This is a genomic window from Gammaproteobacteria bacterium, from assembly GCA_014075255.1.
Classification (GTDB): domain Bacteria; phylum Pseudomonadota; class Gammaproteobacteria; order UBA4575; family UBA4575; genus JABDMD01.
On the sequence record CP046178.1, the window covers coordinates 1,070,426 to 1,087,523 of the forward strand.

A 17,098-nucleotide genomic window follows, 5' to 3' on the forward strand; every position below is an offset into this window, starting at 1 on the left:
CTAACTATGAAACGGGCATAAAAAAACCCGATATGTGAAGAACATACCGGGTTTCAATAAACTTATGTTACTTATTTATCGCTGAACTGCTCTTCTTCCGTAGAACCGGTTAATGCTGTTACAGAAGAAGCACCACCTTGAATTACAGTAGTAACATCATCAAAGTAACCTGCCCCCACTTCCTGCTGGTGAGATACAAACGTGTAGCCACGATCACGACCTTCAAATTCAGGCTCTTGAACCATTTCACAGTAGTGCTTCATGCCTTCGCCTTGTGCGTAGTTATGTGCGAAGTCAAAAGTACGGTACCAGTTTAAGTGGATACCAGCCAAAGTAATGAACTGGAATTTATAACCTATCTCAGATAGGTCTTCCTGGAAACTGGCGATTTGAGAATCATTTAGATTCTTCTTCCAGTTGAATGAAGGTGAACAGTTATAAGACATCAATTGACCAGGAACTGCAGCTTGCACTGCTTGTGCAAACTCGCGCGCAAAGCCAATATCCGGTTTTCCCGTTTCACACCAAACCAAGTCAGCATAAGGTGCATATGCTACACCACGGCTAATTGCTTGTTCTAAACCATTCTTAACTCGATAAAAACCTTCTGGTGTACGCTCGCCTGTAAGGAAAGGCTTATCATTGTCATCAAAATCACTGGTTAATAAGTTAGCCGCTTCAGCATCTGTACGCGCTAAAACAATCGTTGGCACACCCATTACGTCTGCAGCTAAACGCGCAGCGCCTAATTTTTGACAAGCTTCTTTCGTTGGCACAAGCACTTTACCACCCATGTGGCCACACTTCTTAACCGCAGCAAGCTGATCTTCAAAGTGAGCACCGGCAGCACCGTTAGTAATCATATTCTTCATTAATTCGTATGCGTTTAATACACCACCAAAACCGGCTTCCGCATCTGCAACGATAGGTAAGAAATAATCAATCGCATCTTCTTCAGACATTTTGCCGTCAGCAATATTTTTCCATTGAATTTGATCAGCACGTTGGAACGTGTTGTTAATACGGCGCACCATGGTTGGAACAGAATCGTAAGCATAAAGAGATTGATCCGGGTACATGGTTTCAGAAGAGTTACCATCAGCAGCTACCTGCCAACCTGAAAGATAAACGGCTTCTAAACCTGCTTTTGCTTGTTGCATTGCTTGGCCAGCAGTAATCGCGCCAAAAGCATTCACATAACCTTTTTTAGAACTACCATTCACTTTTTCCCAAAGGTTTTCAGCACCTCTTCGTGCAAGGGTACACTCAGGCTGTACACTACCGCGTAGACGTACAACGTCTTCAGCACTGTAATCACGTTTAACATTTTTCCAACGTGGATTAGTTGCCCAGTCATTTTCTAATTCTTTAACTTGCTCTGCTCTACTCTTGCTCACTATCTACTCCTTAATAACCCCTGATTGAATATATATACTTCCAGACCCATGAATCGTGCCCAAGTAATTATGGGCCGTGTATATTAACAGATACTAATTTAGAGTTACTATAAATATTGGGATATCGGTCATGCAAGTCGTGAATAGGTAAATAAGAAAGTTAATTGAGCATGCTTAAATCTCTATCTTGGTATCTACCTTGGGATATATTTTGACTGATCTCTACTGCGAAAATGTATTTAGCAAAGTAATAGCAACACAGGAAACAAATCGATGACATTTAAAACCGCTGATCTATGCGATGACCATGAAGGCAAAATATCTGTAGCAGAACCACTATTTGCGGATTTTGGAGGCAACATTTCGTTTAGTGGGAAAATTATTACCATCAAATGCTTTGAAGATAATTCATTAGTACGTGAAGCGCTTAAAACGCCTGGCGAAGGTCGTGTTTTAGTTGTAGATGGCGGCGGTTCTATTCGTAGAGCGTTGGTAGGAGATTTACTCGCTCAAGCCGGTGCAGATAACAATTGGTCGGGCATCGTTGTAAACGGATGCATACGTGACTCAGGTGTAATTGCGACCATCAAAATTGGCTGCAAAGCGCTGGGTACACTGCCCATGAAAACCGATAAAAAAGGCATTGGCGAACAAGACTTAACGGTTCATTTTGCGGATGTAGATTTTATTCCTGGGCATTATCTCTATGCAGACGAAGACGGCATCATTGTTAGCGCTGATAATTTATTAAGTTAGCGATATACATTCATGGAGCCAATTCTTATTGAATATGATGCAGGCATAACTTGTATCGATGCTATGTATATGCAACCTGGTCACGCATGTTGTTACTTAATGGTTGAAAATGGTCGTGCAGCTTTTATAGATACTGGCACAGGTCATAGCGTTCCTTATCTGCTCGCAACACTCAAATTAAAAAACTTAAGCGTTGAAGATGTTGATTATGTAATTCCAACACACGTGCATTTAGATCATGCCGGGGGTGCAGGTTTACTCATGAGCAAACTGCCCAATGCAAAATTAGTCATCCATCCTCGTGGCGCTCAACATATGATTGATCCCGAAAGATTAGCCGCAGGCACGGCCGCAGTATATGGCGAAGAAAAATTTAAACAGTACTACGGTGAGATTATTCCCATCGATGAACCACGTGTCATCGTTGCAAAAGATGAAGATGAAATACAATTAGCTAGCCGCATTCTAAAGTTTTTAGATGCACCCGGTCATGCAAGACACCACTTTTGCGTGTACGACCTAACCAGCGAAAGCTTTTTCACTGGCGACACCTTCGGCCTTTCATATAAAGAGTTAGATAACGAACATGGTGCCTTCATACTGCCCACCACAACCCCTGTGCAGTTTGAACCAGACGCCTGGCAAAACACCCTCACCCGAATGTTAGATCATCAACCTAAAAACATGTACCTGACACACTTTGGACGCGTCACTGAAATTGACCAATTAGGCAAGCAGCTACGAGAAGGTATCGACGAATATGCAAATATCGCAAAAGGTTGCATGAACTCTGAGATTTCTAGTGAAAGTCGAGAACAAACCATTAAAGAAAAAATAACCGAACACCTACAAACTAAACTGCGAGAGCGTTACTCAGAAAGCGAAGTGATTGAATTCACCAAATTATTTGATTCAGACCTAGACCTGAATGCAGCAGGATTAGAAGTGTGGGTAAAACGACTTGAGAAAGCTGCTTAGAAAATCTGCTTTCGACCCAAAGCGTACATAATTAAATACTTATATTTGAGTTTAGAAACACTATGGCTAAAAAGGAAGAAATACATCAGTGTAGTCAAAACAAGTATAAAGATGTCGAAATTCGATATGGGAAAATCAACAAAGAACAATGGTCATGGATTATTGAAACTACTTGGTATGCAACAGAATCGGAAGTGGAAGATGGCTTGGCACGTGAAGTGAGGATACCGCTTCATTCAGACACTTTACTAATAAATTTTTGTCCATTTTGTGGGGTAAATTTTTCAGATAAACGAAAAAAACTTGGTAAGTAAATGTCTGCATCTATGCGTAGTGACCAAAGAATGGAGCTAATGCGCTGACCGATTTTTGCTCCTGCAAAATCGGCATACAGTACATCCTGTACATAAATTGAGCCGCAGTTATTTTTAAGGAACGAGTTTACTTATAAGTAAATGAGTACTGAAAGGATACCTGCAACGAAGTATTCAGTGATTTAGATACGTTCCTGCTCTAAACGAAGCAAGGTTTACGACGGTGGTAGTACTTAACCCCATCAAACGAAACCTTATCCTTACCGCCACCCATGTACATCTCTGCAACATCGGATGATTCAAGCAAGTCTTTTGCTAAACCTTTTTTAACAACGCGACCATTTTCAATCATGTAGCCAACTGAAGCATAACGTAATGCAACCATTGCATTTTGTTCTGACACTAAAAAGCTTACGCCTTCTTCTTCATTAAGTCGTTTAACAATTTCAAATATTTGTTCGATGAACTGTGGTGCTAGGCCCATTGATGGCTCATCTAAAAGAATGAGACTTGGCTTAGACATTAACGCACGGCCTACAGCAATCATCTGTTGCTCGCCACCTGAACATAATCCTCCAGGATTTTTGCGTCGATCTTTAATTCGTGGGAATAATTCATACACATGTTCAAGGTTAGTTTTTACTTCAGCTTTACTCATGTTCTGAATAAATGAACCTGTCATTAAATTTTCTTCAACACTTAAGTGAGAAAATATATGTCGGCCTTCTAATACTTGAACAACCCCTTGTTTAACCATTTCATATGGGTTGTACTGCGAAATATCTTCACCATTAAGTTCGATACTTCCTTTAGTTACTTCACCACGCTCTGCTTCAAGCAAACGTGAACAGGCTTTTAAGGTTGTAGTTTTACCCGCACCGTTAGCACCTAACAAAGATACGACATCACCTTTGTTTACGGTAAGAGTCACACCACGTAAAGCGAGAATAACGCCTCCGTATAGTGCTTCAATATTATTAATTGAAAGTAATGGTGTTTCGCTCATAACTATTTTCCTAAAATACTAAAATCCCAAATCTTTGGGCCTGAATCTTGCGAAAGAAAACTCTGATTTATTAGCCTTAATGGAATCTCAGACTATCTAATAAATCACAACTTCCTCAAATACCTAAACTTACGACTTCATATTTCCTTTTTAGCTTCTTCAACCAACCGGCCAACAATATGATGACCGGTTGAGAAGAAGTTAATGACTTAATCTAATAAGTAAATTAATTACTTAAAGATCCCTAATTAAAGGTCAAAATCATCATCATTACTGTCTGCAGAACACGGACGAGCCGCAATCTTGTTGTCGGTTGCATATTGCTCTGCACCCGCATCAATGATCGCTTGTGATAGAGGTACGTCGCCCTCAATCCAATCCGATACGATGTTCCACTGACGTGCACCTGAATCCCATTGCTGGAATTTAGCAAGATGTCCGCCTACGTGGTCAAGACAAGATAAAGCAAGTTCTGGTACAAGACCCGTAGCGCCTAACTCTTCGATGCGATCCGCACCCAATTGTAGGTTCTCAAAGCCCCAACGTGCTTCAGATGAAGTCAACGCGCGGTTGCCAAAACGTGCTTGGGCAATACGTAGCGCTTCTGTGTGTACTACACCCGCTAGTACGCCAAGGTTCCAATATACTGAGCCTAAACGTGACTTGTCTTGTAAGTCGCCGTTTCCGCCGCCGTATACGGTCTTGATGATTTGTTGTACCACATCAAAGTCGGTACCCGCTGGGTGAGTGGTAATAGCTTGGTAGCCATCCGCTGCTTTACCCGCTGGGATTACGTCTTCGTCAGAGTTAGACCAGATGTTGCCGATTAATCGGCTTACTGGGTAACCGGTACGTACCGCAGTTTGCATCGCAACTGGGTTCATAACACCCCAGCCTCTTAGCAATACATAGTCAGGCTTTAATTTACGAATGTTCAACCATTGTGATTGTTGCTCGTTACCTGGATGAGGTACTTCTAGAGGGTGGTGGGTGCAACCGTGCTTCTCACACATGCTGTCCATGAAGTCGATCGCTTCACGACCGTATGGAGAGCCGTGGTACAACATGGCAATCTTCTTGCCTTTAAGGTTGTCACGTCCGCCTTCTAGTACGTCACCAATGAAGTGCACCATAATGGAGTGCTCGTCATAGGTGTTGATACCTGGCATAAAGTAGTACGGGAAGATGTCGCCGCGTTGGCCGGCTGTCTTACCGTGGTTTACCGCGATGATTGGCATCTTGTCTTTACGACCGGTTTCAATCAATGCAGTAGATATACCTACTGATAGTGGGTCAAAGAATACCGCACCACCTTCACGATCTTTCAATCGCTTGTAGCACTCTACTCCGCGCTCTACTGAATATTCAGTTTCGCACTCTGACCAAATAAGCTTTACGCCGTTTACACCGCCGTCTCGCTCATTTAATAAATTGTAGTAGTCTAAGATCCCACCAAAGTACCCTGTTCCACCTGCCGCATATGGTCCTACACGGTAGCTTGGAATCGGTACGTACATGGTGTCTTCCGCTAACACTGCTGTGCTAACGCTTAGCATCGATCCTAATGCTACCATTAACGTTAATAGTCTTATCTTCATGTGTACTCCTCCAAAGAGTTTTACTTATTTAAAAATAGCTTGCGCAAGCTATTTTCTTTTCCGTAACTGTTCTTAATTAAACAGTTACAAAAAACTTTTTATAATTCCTATTGTTTAAACGGCCAAATTCGTAAACGGTGTTTTGCAGAATTCCACAAACCCGCAAACCCCATAGGTTGATAAATCAGCAACAATACAATAATCGTACCTACAATAATTTTAGAGTTATTCTCTACAAATGCAGTATCAAAAGCACCTTGGAAAACTTTATCTCCAATAATAGTGATAAAGATCGGCCAGAAATATACAAATATAGCACCCAAGAACGAACCTAAGATTGAGCCTAAGCCGCCTAGTATTACCATAAACATAATCAAGAATGATCTTCTTAAGTTAAAGATCATAAAATCTAGGTTACCAATGTAACAGTAGCAATACATGGCTCCAGCAACTCCACTATAAAAACAACTTACAAAGAAAGCATTGAGTTTTGTTTTACCTACTGATATACCAATTACACTTGCAGCAATATCCATATCACGTACCGCCATCCAATTACGTCCGGTAGAACTACGCACCATGTTTTTTGCGGCAAGGGTTAATAATACGGTAACGATCAAGGCGATAAAGTAGCGGAAAATGTAGTCGTTGTAGTCTCTAGTAATTCCAAAAAAATCAAAAATTTCTTGCTGGAACGGCAAGAAGCGATAATGAAAAGGAGGCAGCGCTGCAACACCCGAAGTACTATTATTCAAGAACCATGGGTAGGCATTAAAAAACCACTCTGCAAAAAATTGTGCGCATAAGGTAGAAACTAAAAGATAGAACCCTTTAATCCGCAAACTCGGCAGACCAAATATAATCCCGACTAAGCCCGCAATAATTCCTGACCCCAAGAACGCCAACCAAACATTCATCCACTCCAGTCGAAATAACAAGTTAAAGGCTGTGAACGCACCAAAACACATAAAACCGGCCGATCCTAATGAAAGTTGCCCTGTGTATCCGGTAGCAATATTTAAACCTAGTGATGCAACCCCTAACACCATCATCGGAATTAAGATTGCGCTAAATACGTAATCCTCTTCACCAATCCAAACAAGAAATGCTGGCACAATAGTAAACATGAATATTAAAAATGCCCACATCACCCAGCGATCTTCGCGCACAGGCATCATGCGACGATCTTCAGAATAACTTTTAACTAATTGGCCCGTTTCTCGGTAATACATTTTTAAATTTCTCTACTTAATTCTTTTTAAATTATTTATTAGTAAGCGTATTTATATACGTTCAATTTCTCGCTCACCGAATATTCCGGTAGGCCGTATAAGAATGAAAACTAACGCAGTTAAATATGCCCACCAATGCTCAATACCTTGTCCACCCAGCACCGGGGCAAAATACAACTCACCTATTTTTTCGCTCGCGCCAATAATAAGTCCGCCAACAATACATCCAGGAATTGAGGTTAGACCACCAATCAAAATTACAGGCAATCCTTTTAATACCGCAGCGGTTAATGTAAACGAAACACTTAAACGCTCCGCCCAAATCAGTCCAACGATGAAAGTGATAACGCCCGTTACCGCCCACACAATCGCCCAAATTTTAGAAAGCGGAATACCCACTGCTTGTGCTGCTAAATGATCATCAGACACCGCGCGTAAAGACAATCCTGTACGGGTATATTGGAAGAATAAATAAAGCCCCAGCACTAAAGCAAAAGCAACCGATGCTGCAAAAGCATCTGACTTACTAATAATTAAATCAAACCACGGGTTGTCAGGGGCCATTTCTCTAATCGGTAATGGATCACTTGGTATACCTAGCTCCAGTCCATGCACAGCCGAATCCCACGTCCCTTGTGCCAACCCTTCCAAGAAGTAATTCAACCCCACCGTCGCCATAAATAGTGACAATAATGATTGATTTGCTAACGGCCTCATCACTGTACGTTCAATGATAATCCCCATGATCACCATCACTACAGCCGTAATCGTAAATGCCACGTAAACATTCACTTGCCTTTCCGTGAGACTTACAAAGGTCAGTGCGGCAAATAACAACATGGTGCCTTGCGCAAAGTTAAACACGCCTGAAGACTTATAAATCAATACAAAGCCAATGCCCACCAGTGAGTACATCACACCTGAAAGCATTCCAACAATTACAGTTTCAAGCCCAAACGGAGAGAAAATCCCCTCTGTTGTGAAAATAGCCAATACACCTGTTATAAATTCCACTCGAGTGATCCTCCTACACTACATACTTGTGTTGTTTGTTACTCATGGCTCACACCCAAGTACGCATCGATTACATCTTGATTACTCATTACTTCTTCTGGTGTTCCATCACCAATTTTTGCGCCGTAATCCATCACCACAACATGGTCAGAAATATCCATCACAACCCCCATGTCGTGCTCAATCAATACAATAGTGGTACCGCGGTTACGGTTAATCTCTTGAATGAAACACGCCATATCTAATTTTTCTTCGATATTCATCCCGGCAATTGGTTCATCCATTAACAGCATATTAGGTTCAGCAGCGAGTGCTCGCCCTAACTCAACACGTTTTTGCAATCCATACGACAAGGCTGAGACAGATGTTTTTCTAATGGACTGCAAACCTAAAAAGTCAATAATCTCTTCACACACTTCTCTGTGCTCGAGCTCCTCTCTTTTGCTGCGCCCAATGCCTAATGCATTTTCGATGAATGTCGATTTCATCATCAAGTTTCTACCCGTCATAATGTTTTCAACTACAGACATTCCGGAAAACAGTGCAATATTTTGGAAAGTACGACCAATACCCATCACCGCAGCTGAGTGCGGTTTCATTTTATTGAATTTTTTGCCTTCGTAAGTAATTGAACCTTGTTGCGGAATATATACCCCGTTAATGACATTCAACATGGAACTTTTACCCGCTCCATTAGGACCAATTACTGCACAGATCTCACCTTTATATACCGTAAAACTGATATCGGTGATGGCTTTTGTGCCACCAAATGCTAGATCGATATTCTCGATCACCATATGCGGCTCTTTTCCGTTGACTCCGTTACTCACTTATATATTTTCCAGCAATTAGTTTTAAATTATTTGTTACCTAACTCTACTTCTTTTACGTTGACTCAATTTTTAGTTCAGCAACGGTTTGACCACTCGAATCATCTTTAACTTCAACACTATTTTGTGATGAATACATCGCATTCACTAATGCTTTGTGTGTGCCCATTACAACATCACGTTTAATTTTACGTGAGCGTGTAATTTCACCTTGATCGACATTAAACTCTCTGTGCATTACTACAAATCGTTTAATCGGCGGACAACTACCGCCTTCAGTTTCACTGATATGCGAATTAACCTCTTCTACCGTCGTCTTAACCAAGTCATACACTTCTTGCTGAGTCGCTAAATCACGATATCCAGCGAAACGAATGTTATTTACTTCAGCCCAACTACCCACTGTCACCCCATCAATAACAATAAAGGCAGCAATAGAGTCTTGGCCTTCACCCACTGCAACCGCTTCTTGAATATATGGTGATGATTTCAGTGCTGCCTCAATACGATGTGGGACAAACACACTCCCAGTACTAAATTTACCCACCGAGTCAACACGATCTGTTATCTTTAAAATACCACGTGTATCGATATCTCCTAAATCACCGGTCCTTACCCACCCATCAGAATCTTTTGCTGCACGAGTTGTTTCTGAATCTCGATAAAACTCTTTAAAAGCGTTTATACCTTTAAAGACTATTTCGCCATTGTCTAACTCCTTTATCTCTACACCTGGCAAAGGAACACCCATACTGTTTTCACCTGCTGCTGTATTTGCTTGCTCTGCACCTTGCACACAAATAAAGCCAGCACTTTCTGTAGTGCCATAGCATTTCTTTAGATCTACACCTATACCGCGAAAGAAATTAAAAATCTCACCGCTCATAACATCACCACCGGTGTAAGCCGCTCGAATATTAGAAAGCCCATAGACATTTTTAAGTGGCGAGAACATAACCAACCTGCCTAGCATGCCTTTAAGGCCACCACCAGCACTGCTGTTTCCGCCTAACAATTCTTCTCGAGTTTGTCGCGCATACTTAAACCATTTATCAAATGACTTAGAATTAGATCGTTGCGCACGTGCAGTAATTTCAGAATAGAGTTGCTTATAAAAGTGTGGTGGTGCGTAAAGTAATGTGGGGCCCACATCACGCAAGTCAGTCATTACCGTGTCATTACTTTCAGGACAATTAATTGTAAAGCCTTTCAACAACCACAATGTATATGTGAAGAGTGTATTAGCCGAATAAGACAAAGGTAAGAATGCAAGTACTTGCTCTTCTTGTTTAATATTTTCTTGATTAGCAAACGCCGACCCAGTGTTTACCAAAGTACCATGCGTATGCACAGCACCTCTTGCATTTCCTGATGTGCCAGCGGTATAAAGTATGAATGCCTCTGTTTCTTGCGTAACTTTCGATACGACATCATCGAGAAAGCTAACATGCTCTAGCGCAAACTTTTTACCGACTTCCTGTGTTTGTTCAAAGCTTGATAAGTGAGAATGGTCATACGAAGTCATTCCACGACCATCGCTATAAATCACTTCTTGCAAACCTTCACACTGATCCATTACATCTTGTAAGGCATCAACTTGCTGTTGATCTTGGACCATTGCAAACTTTGCTTCGCAATTATTTAAAAACGAAACCAGTTCTTTGGTATTTGAATCTGGATGAATTGGAACAGGCACTGATCCCAAACACTGTGCAGCAATCATTGCGAAATAAAGGTTGGGAATATTGTTGCCAATGATAGCAACTTTTTCATTTGGCTTAAGACCCTTAGCAGCTAGACCACATGCTAATTCTTTTACAATGCTATTTGCATCTGCCCATGTCCATGTCTTCCACAATCCATGATGTTTAAATCGTATCGCTGGATCGGAAGATCTTGTTCTAGTTTGTTGTAAGAAAAGACTAGGAAATGTATCCATGCTAAAAATTCAAACCCCTATCGCTCCATCTGTTTACTGGCAAATTATTATAATATTTATCGAACAGTATTATAAGCAATAACTATAGTAGAGTTATTACTTTAGTTTTGAACATCGATAAAGTTCAAAACACTGTGCCAGTACCTAGTTTAAAAAAGTTAAGTAAAGTGCGTCTATATCTTTCTATTTATTGTTATACCACCTAGCAGTAGATTGCCAAATCAGCGATATCAGACAAGACCGCTAAACTACACTAGCAAACCAATGCTTTGCAAGCCTTTGTGTAAGCAAATTGTAGCTGATACAGGGATAAATTTTCATAGAAAATGAATTTGTACAAGGATGATTGTAGGCAAGTCCAAGCACAGGGGATGTGCTAGATGTATCACAATTTAACCAACAAAACCTCATGAGCAGTATGGTTATCTGCGTGTATGCTGAATAAAATCAACAAGGATAGGAAGTGTTTTTAGAACCGTTCTAAACGATCAAATATTGTTCGGATTTCATTTACGGTAATGGGATATCTGCTCAATATTACTATCAGTAGAACGCAAAAAATCTCGCTCAAACTCTTCGCTCTTCATTGGCTTGCCAATATAGTAGCCCTGAATATAATCGCAGCCCTCTTCCTCAAGCAATTTTTGCTGCTCACCCGTCTCAACGCCCTCAGCAAGTACTTCTAAATTCAAACTTTTGGCTAATGCAATAATTCCTTTTACGATTAATCGATCTTCGTTATTGGTTTCAATATCACGCACAAATGCTTTATCAATCTTGAGTAAATCAATAGGGAATTTACGCAAGTAATTTAGTGAAGAATATCCAGTACCAAAATCATCAATAGACAGCTTCACGCCCATTGCCTTCAACTGATGCAAAATTGAAATAACCTCTTCTGGTCGTTTCATAATGATACTTTCTGTAATTTCTAATTCTAGATACTTAGGTTCAAGTCCTGATTCAGCTAAAACATGCTCAACTTGTGCGGTGATATCACCATTCTCAAGCTGCCTCCCAGATAAATTTACAGAGACAGGTATAGGCTTGTGACCTTTATCAATCCACGATTTTACTTGAACGCATGAGCTAATGAGCACCCAAAGCCCAACTTCTGAGATCAACCCTGTTTCTTCTGCAAGCGGGATAAAGTCGTTAGGCCCTACTAAACCTTTTTCTGGATGGTTCCATCTCACCAACGCTTCCATACCCATCACTTTAGAAGTCTGCAAATCATATTTTGGTTGGTAGTACACATCTAATTCTTCGCGATCTAATGATTGACGTAGATCTTGCTCAATTTCTACTTTATTAGTAACCACAGCTTCCATTTCTGGCTCATAAAATAAGAAACTTCCACCGCGTTCTTTTGCTTTAAACATTGCTGTATCTGCGCGCTTCATCAGCTCACCAATATCGACGCCATCATCCGGGTGTATAGATATTCCAATACTGGCAGTAACATATATATCTTTGCCATTAAATGTATAAGGCTCACCTAACTTCCTGCAAATTTTATCGGCGATATTAGATACAACCCCTCGATCCTCAATACCATCCAACGCCAACGTAAATTCATCTCCACCCAAACGCGACACGGTATCCACAGAACGAACACAACTTAATATTCTTTCCGCCACTTGTTTGAGCAACATGTCGCCAACACTATGCCCCAAAGTGTCATTTACATATTTAAAACGATCTAGATCTAAAAATAACACTGCAATCATTTGCGATTGTAGACGTACTCTCTTAATTAACTTGTTCATTTGGTCAATGAACATTGTTCGATTTGGCAATCCAGTCAGTGAGTCGTTATACGCAAGCTCACGCACATGGACTTCTGCACGACTCGCTTTAAGTAATCGAGAAACACGTTGACGCATAACCGCAAAGTGAACCGGCTTAGGAATAAAATCTGTAGCACCAGAATCAAATGCTTGCTCAATAGAACTTTCATCATCAAGTGCTGTAACAATTAATATTGGTACATGTTTGCCACCCTTGAGCATGCGAATTTTTCTACATGCATCAAAACCATTTAAATTAGGCATCAACGCATCTAGAAGTATCAAGCCAGGCATACTTAGCTCACAACGTTTTACCGCCTCAACACCATCAGATACTGATTCAATCTCGTAACCATCAGAGACTAGAACATTTTGCAATGCCACGCGCATACTGCGGTCATCATCTGCAATCAAAATTCTTTCCACATCGGTTTGCATTAACAGCGTGTCTTCTTTAGTTACATTGATTTCTTTTCTTAAATCACTCAATACAAGAGCTGCTTGTGGAAAAATAGCTTGGACCAATGCATGCGCACCTTCTACAGAATCATTTCTACCAATTCCTTCTAACTGTTTCGCAAGATGTACCAACTTAGCTGCACCAAAATTTGAACTACTCCCTTTTATGCTGTGCGCATAGTGACGTAATGAACTCGGATCACTCTCTTCAACACTCTTTTCAAGAGAACGTAATAAAATTTCCATGTCATCAATGTATACTTGCACCATATCATTGAAACCACTGCCCACATTTTCACGCAAGCTTTCAACCGCACCTTTATCAATAGCGCTTTGCTCATCTGTTTCCATTCCTGCCGTGTGACTCACCACAGTTAAGTTAGCATCTGTGTCCATGCCAACTTCCTCTGTGACTGGAGCGGCTTCAATCCATCGGTCAAGTTTTTCTATTAATTTTTCAAGCTTGAGAGGTTTTCTTGTGTAGTCATTCATTCCAGCCTGAATGCATTTCTCACGATCTCCTTTAAGGACATTTGCCGTCATAGCAATTATAGGAATCTGAGATATTTCTGATTCAAGCTGACGAACCTTACTAGTGGTCTCATATCCATCCATTTCCGGCATGTTGCAATCCATAAAAATGGCATCGTACTTTGCAAGTTCTAGTAGTTTTAAAGCTTCAATTCCATTGCTTGCAATAGAGCTTTTGCAGCCAAGCCTTTCTACCATGGCCTGCGCTACTTGTTGGTTAGCATGGTTATCCTCAACGATTAAGATCGTTGCATTGAAATTTGGAATAGAATTTATACCAGGAGCAATTTTATCTTTATCAGTAATGATAGGTACTGGCATATTAATCATGTCAGAAATGCAATTAAATACAGTGGATTGACGCAGAGGTTTCTTAACGTAAGAATCTATTTCTCTAAAGCGCTCTAGAAATGCTTCTGGATTGAATTGATTAGTCATCAACACCAGTTTCATCGGCGCTATATTGGAATCTTTAGCAATGGTACGTATCAATTCGATACCATTTATGTCACCCATCGTCTCATCTACAAACCCAACGTCAAATGGTCTTTTCCTATCATTCGCTTCACGTAATAATTTTATGGCTTGGTCATCATTTTTTGCACTTACCACATAAGCACCCCCATTCTTCAAAAGTCTGCTGCAAATTCGCACGTACCATTTTACTGTCGTCAACAACAAATATTCGCAACCCTGAAGCAGTTGAATGTCGATTATCAAACACCTCTGCTTTAGAAGACATTTCCTTAAACGGAATCTCAAACCAAAACGCACTGCCCTTCCCTGCATTACTCTCTACCCCTATTTCACCATGCATAGACTCCACTAGCTGCTTACATATAGCTAACCCTAAACCAGTACCACCAAATTTTTTGGTAGTAGATGCATCCTCTTGCTGAAACGCTTCAAAAATTTTCTTTTGTGCCTCTTCAGTTACACCAACACCTGTGTCTGTTACCTCAAATCTTAAAGTAAGATAACCACTTTCATTTGCAATGTTATGCACCTGAAATCCTATTTCACCTCTATCGGTAAACTTGACAGCATTACCACCCAAGTTGATAAGCAATTGACGAATCCGACTAATATCTCCCTTAAGGTGAGACGGCACGTCTTTTCCAATTACGTATGCAATATCGAGATCTTTAGAAGTTGCTTGCCCGGTTAGAATGCCAATAATATCATCGAGCAATTCGCGCAAATTAAACTGCTCATGCTCAATTACCGTTTTACCTGATTCCATTCTGGAGAAACTCAACACATCATCAATTAAATTTAAAAGCGCATCACTTGAACTCTGTGCAACACTTACATATTCTTTTTGCTTGGGCCCCAGTTCCGTATCTTTTAAGATATCCAACATACCAATGATTCCATTCAATGGCGTGCGCAACTCATGACTCACATTTGCTGCGAATTCACCTTTAGCATGTGCATATTGCAGTGCGGCTTGCCGTGCACTCTCTAGGTTATTTTCACGATCACCGAGTGATTTAATCATGGTATTAAATGCGTGTTGCATCTGAGTTATATCTTTGGGTCCCCACAGACTTGCACGCACACCCATGTTGCCATCTTCAGCTTCATGCATAAAACTAGCTAATTCTTTCAAAGGTTTGATTACACGATCTGTAATTGAAAATAAAACAAACGCTAAAATTGCAGAGAGTATTAATGAAATTAATATATTTATATTTAATATCTTTCGCTCAAGAGCGTGCAAACTTTCTTTTCCCATACGAACTCGAACATAACCAAGCAGTTCTTTTTCTTGCACATCTTCAATAAACGGTAACTCAGCAATAACAGGGTCTGTGCCTCGCGCAAATACCGGTGACACGAAATACCATGCATCATTTGTTTCTGAAACTAGCTGTATTTCATTTGGCCAATGCGCCACATTATCTGCAAGTGCGCTATCTCCATATTCAATTAACGGCGCTTTTTGAACATCAAAAACCGCAACCCCTTCCACATCTTGGAAATTCTTAATCGCCTCTACATTATCTTTTGCGCTTTCTTCGCTGAGATAAAGCAAAGCCAGTATATTTCGCTCAGCAAAATCACGAGTAATCTGGAATCCTTCAGATTCAACTTTTTCTTCAACCTGATTCGAAGTTAAAGTGGTAATCAAATAAGTAGATATTGCAGCCGTAATAAAAATACCCACTAAAAACGCAGTAACAAGCTGCTCTTTAAAGCCTCTTGTATAAAAACGTTTTATAATTCTAAATGGATTCATTATTACTTATTTCTTCTGTTTACTGTTACCACTACTCAGATGGAAACACTGCGTCATATTTACGCAAATCATTACTTGTAAAGCGCACCCCAAGATGTTCCGCAGTACGCTTGTTAAATGCAGTTTTTAAATCTTCAACAGGAATCAATGTATCTATTTCTGCGCCACCGTTTAACTCTTCTAGCGCTACTGCGCCAAGACTAAACCCAAGTTTTAAATTGTCTGGATACATTGCAAACAAAACCCCTTTGTTTACATGTGCAGGACTGCTTGAGAACACTGCTACATGATGAGACCAGGATTTCTCAAGCACAAAAGACAACAGCGTGCGATTATCTATAGAGGTTGAATCTGGTGGTAACCAAATTGCAGCATCCTTAATTCTTAAACGCTTAAATATTTCACGATAAAGTTTTGCAGAGTTAGAAAGACTAGAAGTTGCATAGGTAATCAGCTCCAAACCATGTTTCGTGGCAGCAGATTGCGCCTCCCTCATTAACCATTCTGATTTTTTAGGGTTATAAACGACAATAACTTGCTTAATGTTTAGTTTTTGCCGCTTTAACGTTGAAAATAATTTATCTGGCGAAGCAGCAAATGATATCCCTGGGTGTGTGATTGATTTAGATTGCAACACGCCGCTTAATACAATTGGAATATCTTGCGTAAACTGATTGGCGGCTTTTTCTCCACGACCACCCAATGCTACGCACACTTTGATGTCATTCTTTCTTATCCAATCATTCAAATCTTTTTGGGAATATTCTTTCGGCAATACATATCGCTTAGTTCGCCCGTTAATTTTTTTCTCAACGCCTTCAGCAATATCTTCAAAAATCTTATTATATGGTGCACGCAATTCAGGATAGATAACCGCAACAGAAGGTGTTGCTGCAAAACTTGGGATTGATAAAATAAGTAAAAATACACAAGCAGCCATAACTATTCTTTTGATAGAATATTTCTTTGCGAAGTAATTACAGAAATGTAATTTTCTAATCATTAACTATTT

The 17,098-nt window shown here is 40.4% G+C and carries 13 protein-coding genes; 3 read left to right on the forward strand and 10 right to left on the reverse strand.

Translation table 11 applies throughout. The features are described 5' to 3' along the window. Positions 1–71: 71 nt before the first annotated feature. Positions 72–1,400 carry an isocitrate lyase gene (gene aceA, locus GKR92_05550; protein QMU61193.1) on the reverse strand — a complete coding sequence of 443 codons (1,329 nt, stop codon included), beginning with the start codon at positions 1,398–1,400 and terminating at the stop codon, positions 72–74. 270 nt (positions 1,401–1,670) lie between these two features. Between aceA and GKR92_05555 the strand changes: the two genes are divergently transcribed. The 3 genes from GKR92_05555 (at position 1,671) to GKR92_05565 (ending at position 3,445) form a co-directional block, all read left to right on the forward strand. Then, positions 1,671–2,153: a putative 4-hydroxy-4-methyl-2-oxoglutarate aldolase gene (locus GKR92_05555; protein QMU61194.1), complete on the forward strand. Its 483-nt coding sequence runs from the start codon at positions 1,671–1,673 to the stop codon at positions 2,151–2,153. A 12-nt stretch (positions 2,154–2,165) separates the two neighbouring features. After that, positions 2,166–3,131 (forward strand): MBL fold metallo-hydrolase, encoded by a 966-nt coding sequence (locus GKR92_05560; GenBank protein QMU61195.1) that lies wholly within the window; start codon positions 2,166–2,168, stop codon positions 3,129–3,131. Between the two features lie 62 nt (positions 3,132–3,193). Continuing rightward, positions 3,194–3,445 (forward strand): hypothetical protein, encoded by a 252-nt coding sequence (locus tag GKR92_05565; GenBank protein ID QMU61196.1) that lies wholly within the window; start codon positions 3,194–3,196, stop codon positions 3,443–3,445. A gap of 199 nt (positions 3,446–3,644) precedes the next feature. On the opposite strand, the gene GKR92_05570 is transcribed toward GKR92_05565, so the two are convergent. From GKR92_05570 to GKR92_05610, 9 genes are all read right to left on the reverse strand, one after another. Continuing rightward, positions 3,645–4,451, reverse strand: coding sequence for an ATP-binding cassette domain-containing protein (locus tag GKR92_05570; GenBank protein ID QMU61197.1), 807 nt, complete (start codon positions 4,449–4,451; stop codon positions 3,645–3,647). 248 nt (positions 4,452–4,699) lie between these two features. Next, positions 4,700–6,049 carry an ABC transporter substrate-binding protein gene (locus GKR92_05575; GenBank protein ID QMU61198.1) on the reverse strand — a complete coding sequence of 450 codons (1,350 nt, stop codon included), beginning with the start codon at positions 6,047–6,049 and terminating at the stop codon, positions 4,700–4,702. Positions 6,050–6,156: 107 nt separating this feature from the next. Continuing rightward, positions 6,157–7,281: a branched-chain amino acid ABC transporter permease gene (locus GKR92_05580; GenBank protein ID QMU61199.1), complete on the reverse strand. Its 1,125-nt coding sequence runs from the start codon at positions 7,279–7,281 to the stop codon at positions 6,157–6,159. A 51-nt stretch (positions 7,282–7,332) separates the two neighbouring features. Next, positions 7,333–8,211 (reverse strand): branched-chain amino acid ABC transporter permease, encoded by an 879-nt coding sequence (locus tag GKR92_05585; GenBank protein ID QMU62720.1) that lies wholly within the window; start codon positions 8,209–8,211, stop codon positions 7,333–7,335. Between the two features lie 122 nt (positions 8,212–8,333). Beyond that, positions 8,334–9,092: an ATP-binding cassette domain-containing protein gene (locus GKR92_05590; protein ID QMU62721.1), complete on the reverse strand. Its 759-nt coding sequence runs from the start codon at positions 9,090–9,092 to the stop codon at positions 8,334–8,336. Positions 9,093–9,180: 88 nt separating this feature from the next. Then, the gene (locus GKR92_05595) at positions 9,181–11,064 is read right to left on the reverse strand and encodes an AMP-binding protein (GenBank protein ID QMU61200.1); all 1,884 of its coding nucleotides are present in this window, start codon (positions 11,062–11,064) and stop codon (positions 9,181–9,183) included. Positions 11,065–11,570: 506 nt separating this feature from the next. Beyond that, positions 11,571–14,633: an EAL domain-containing protein gene (locus GKR92_05600; protein ID QMU61201.1), complete on the reverse strand. Its 3,063-nt coding sequence runs from the start codon at positions 14,631–14,633 to the stop codon at positions 11,571–11,573. Further along, entirely contained in the window at positions 14,437–16,086 is a 1,650-nt protein-coding gene (locus tag GKR92_05605; GenBank protein ID QMU61202.1) for a HAMP domain-containing protein, read from the reverse strand. Before GKR92_05605 ends, GKR92_05600 begins: the two co-directional genes overlap by 197 nt. Positions 16,087–16,117: 31 nt before the next feature. Beyond that, positions 16,118–17,089, reverse strand: coding sequence for an ABC transporter substrate-binding protein (locus GKR92_05610; protein QMU61203.1), 972 nt, complete (start codon positions 17,087–17,089; stop codon positions 16,118–16,120). Between the last annotated feature and the right edge of the window lie 9 nt (positions 17,090–17,098).

Coding starts and splice junctions, on each gene's coding strand:
- GKR92_05555 (QMU61194.1), top strand. CDS start 1,671: ATGACATTTAAAACCGCTGATCTATGCGATGACCATGAAGGCAAAATA.
- GKR92_05560 (QMU61195.1), top strand. CDS start 2,166: ATGGAGCCAATTCTTATTGAATATGATGCAGGCATAACTTGTATCGAT.
- GKR92_05565 (QMU61196.1), top strand. CDS start 3,194: ATGGCTAAAAAGGAAGAAATACATCAGTGTAGTCAAAACAAGTATAAA.
- GKR92_05570 (QMU61197.1), bottom strand. CDS start 4,451: ATGAGCGAAACACCATTACTTTCAATTAATAATATTGAAGCACTATAC.
- GKR92_05575 (QMU61198.1), bottom strand. CDS start 6,049: ATGAAGATAAGACTATTAACGTTAATGGTAGCATTAGGATCGATGCTA.
- GKR92_05580 (QMU61199.1), bottom strand. CDS start 7,281: ATGTATTACCGAGAAACGGGCCAATTAGTTAAAAGTTATTCTGAAGAT.
- GKR92_05585 (QMU62720.1), bottom strand. CDS start 8,211: ATGCTTTCAGGTGTGATGTACTCACTGGTGGGCATTGGCTTTGTATTG.
- GKR92_05590 (QMU62721.1), bottom strand. CDS start 9,092: ATGGTGATCGAGAATATCGATCTAGCATTTGGTGGCACAAAAGCCATC.
- GKR92_05595 (QMU61200.1), bottom strand. CDS start 11,064: ATGGATACATTTCCTAGTCTTTTCTTACAACAAACTAGAACAAGATCT.
- GKR92_05600 (QMU61201.1), bottom strand. CDS start 14,633: ATGCAGGGAAGGGCAGTGCGTTTTGGTTTGAGATTCCGTTTAAGGAAA.
- GKR92_05605 (QMU61202.1), bottom strand. CDS start 16,086: ATGAATCCATTTAGAATTATAAAACGTTTTTATACAAGAGGCTTTAAA.
- GKR92_05610 (QMU61203.1), bottom strand. CDS start 17,089: ATGATTAGAAAATTACATTTCTGTAATTACTTCGCAAAGAAATATTCT.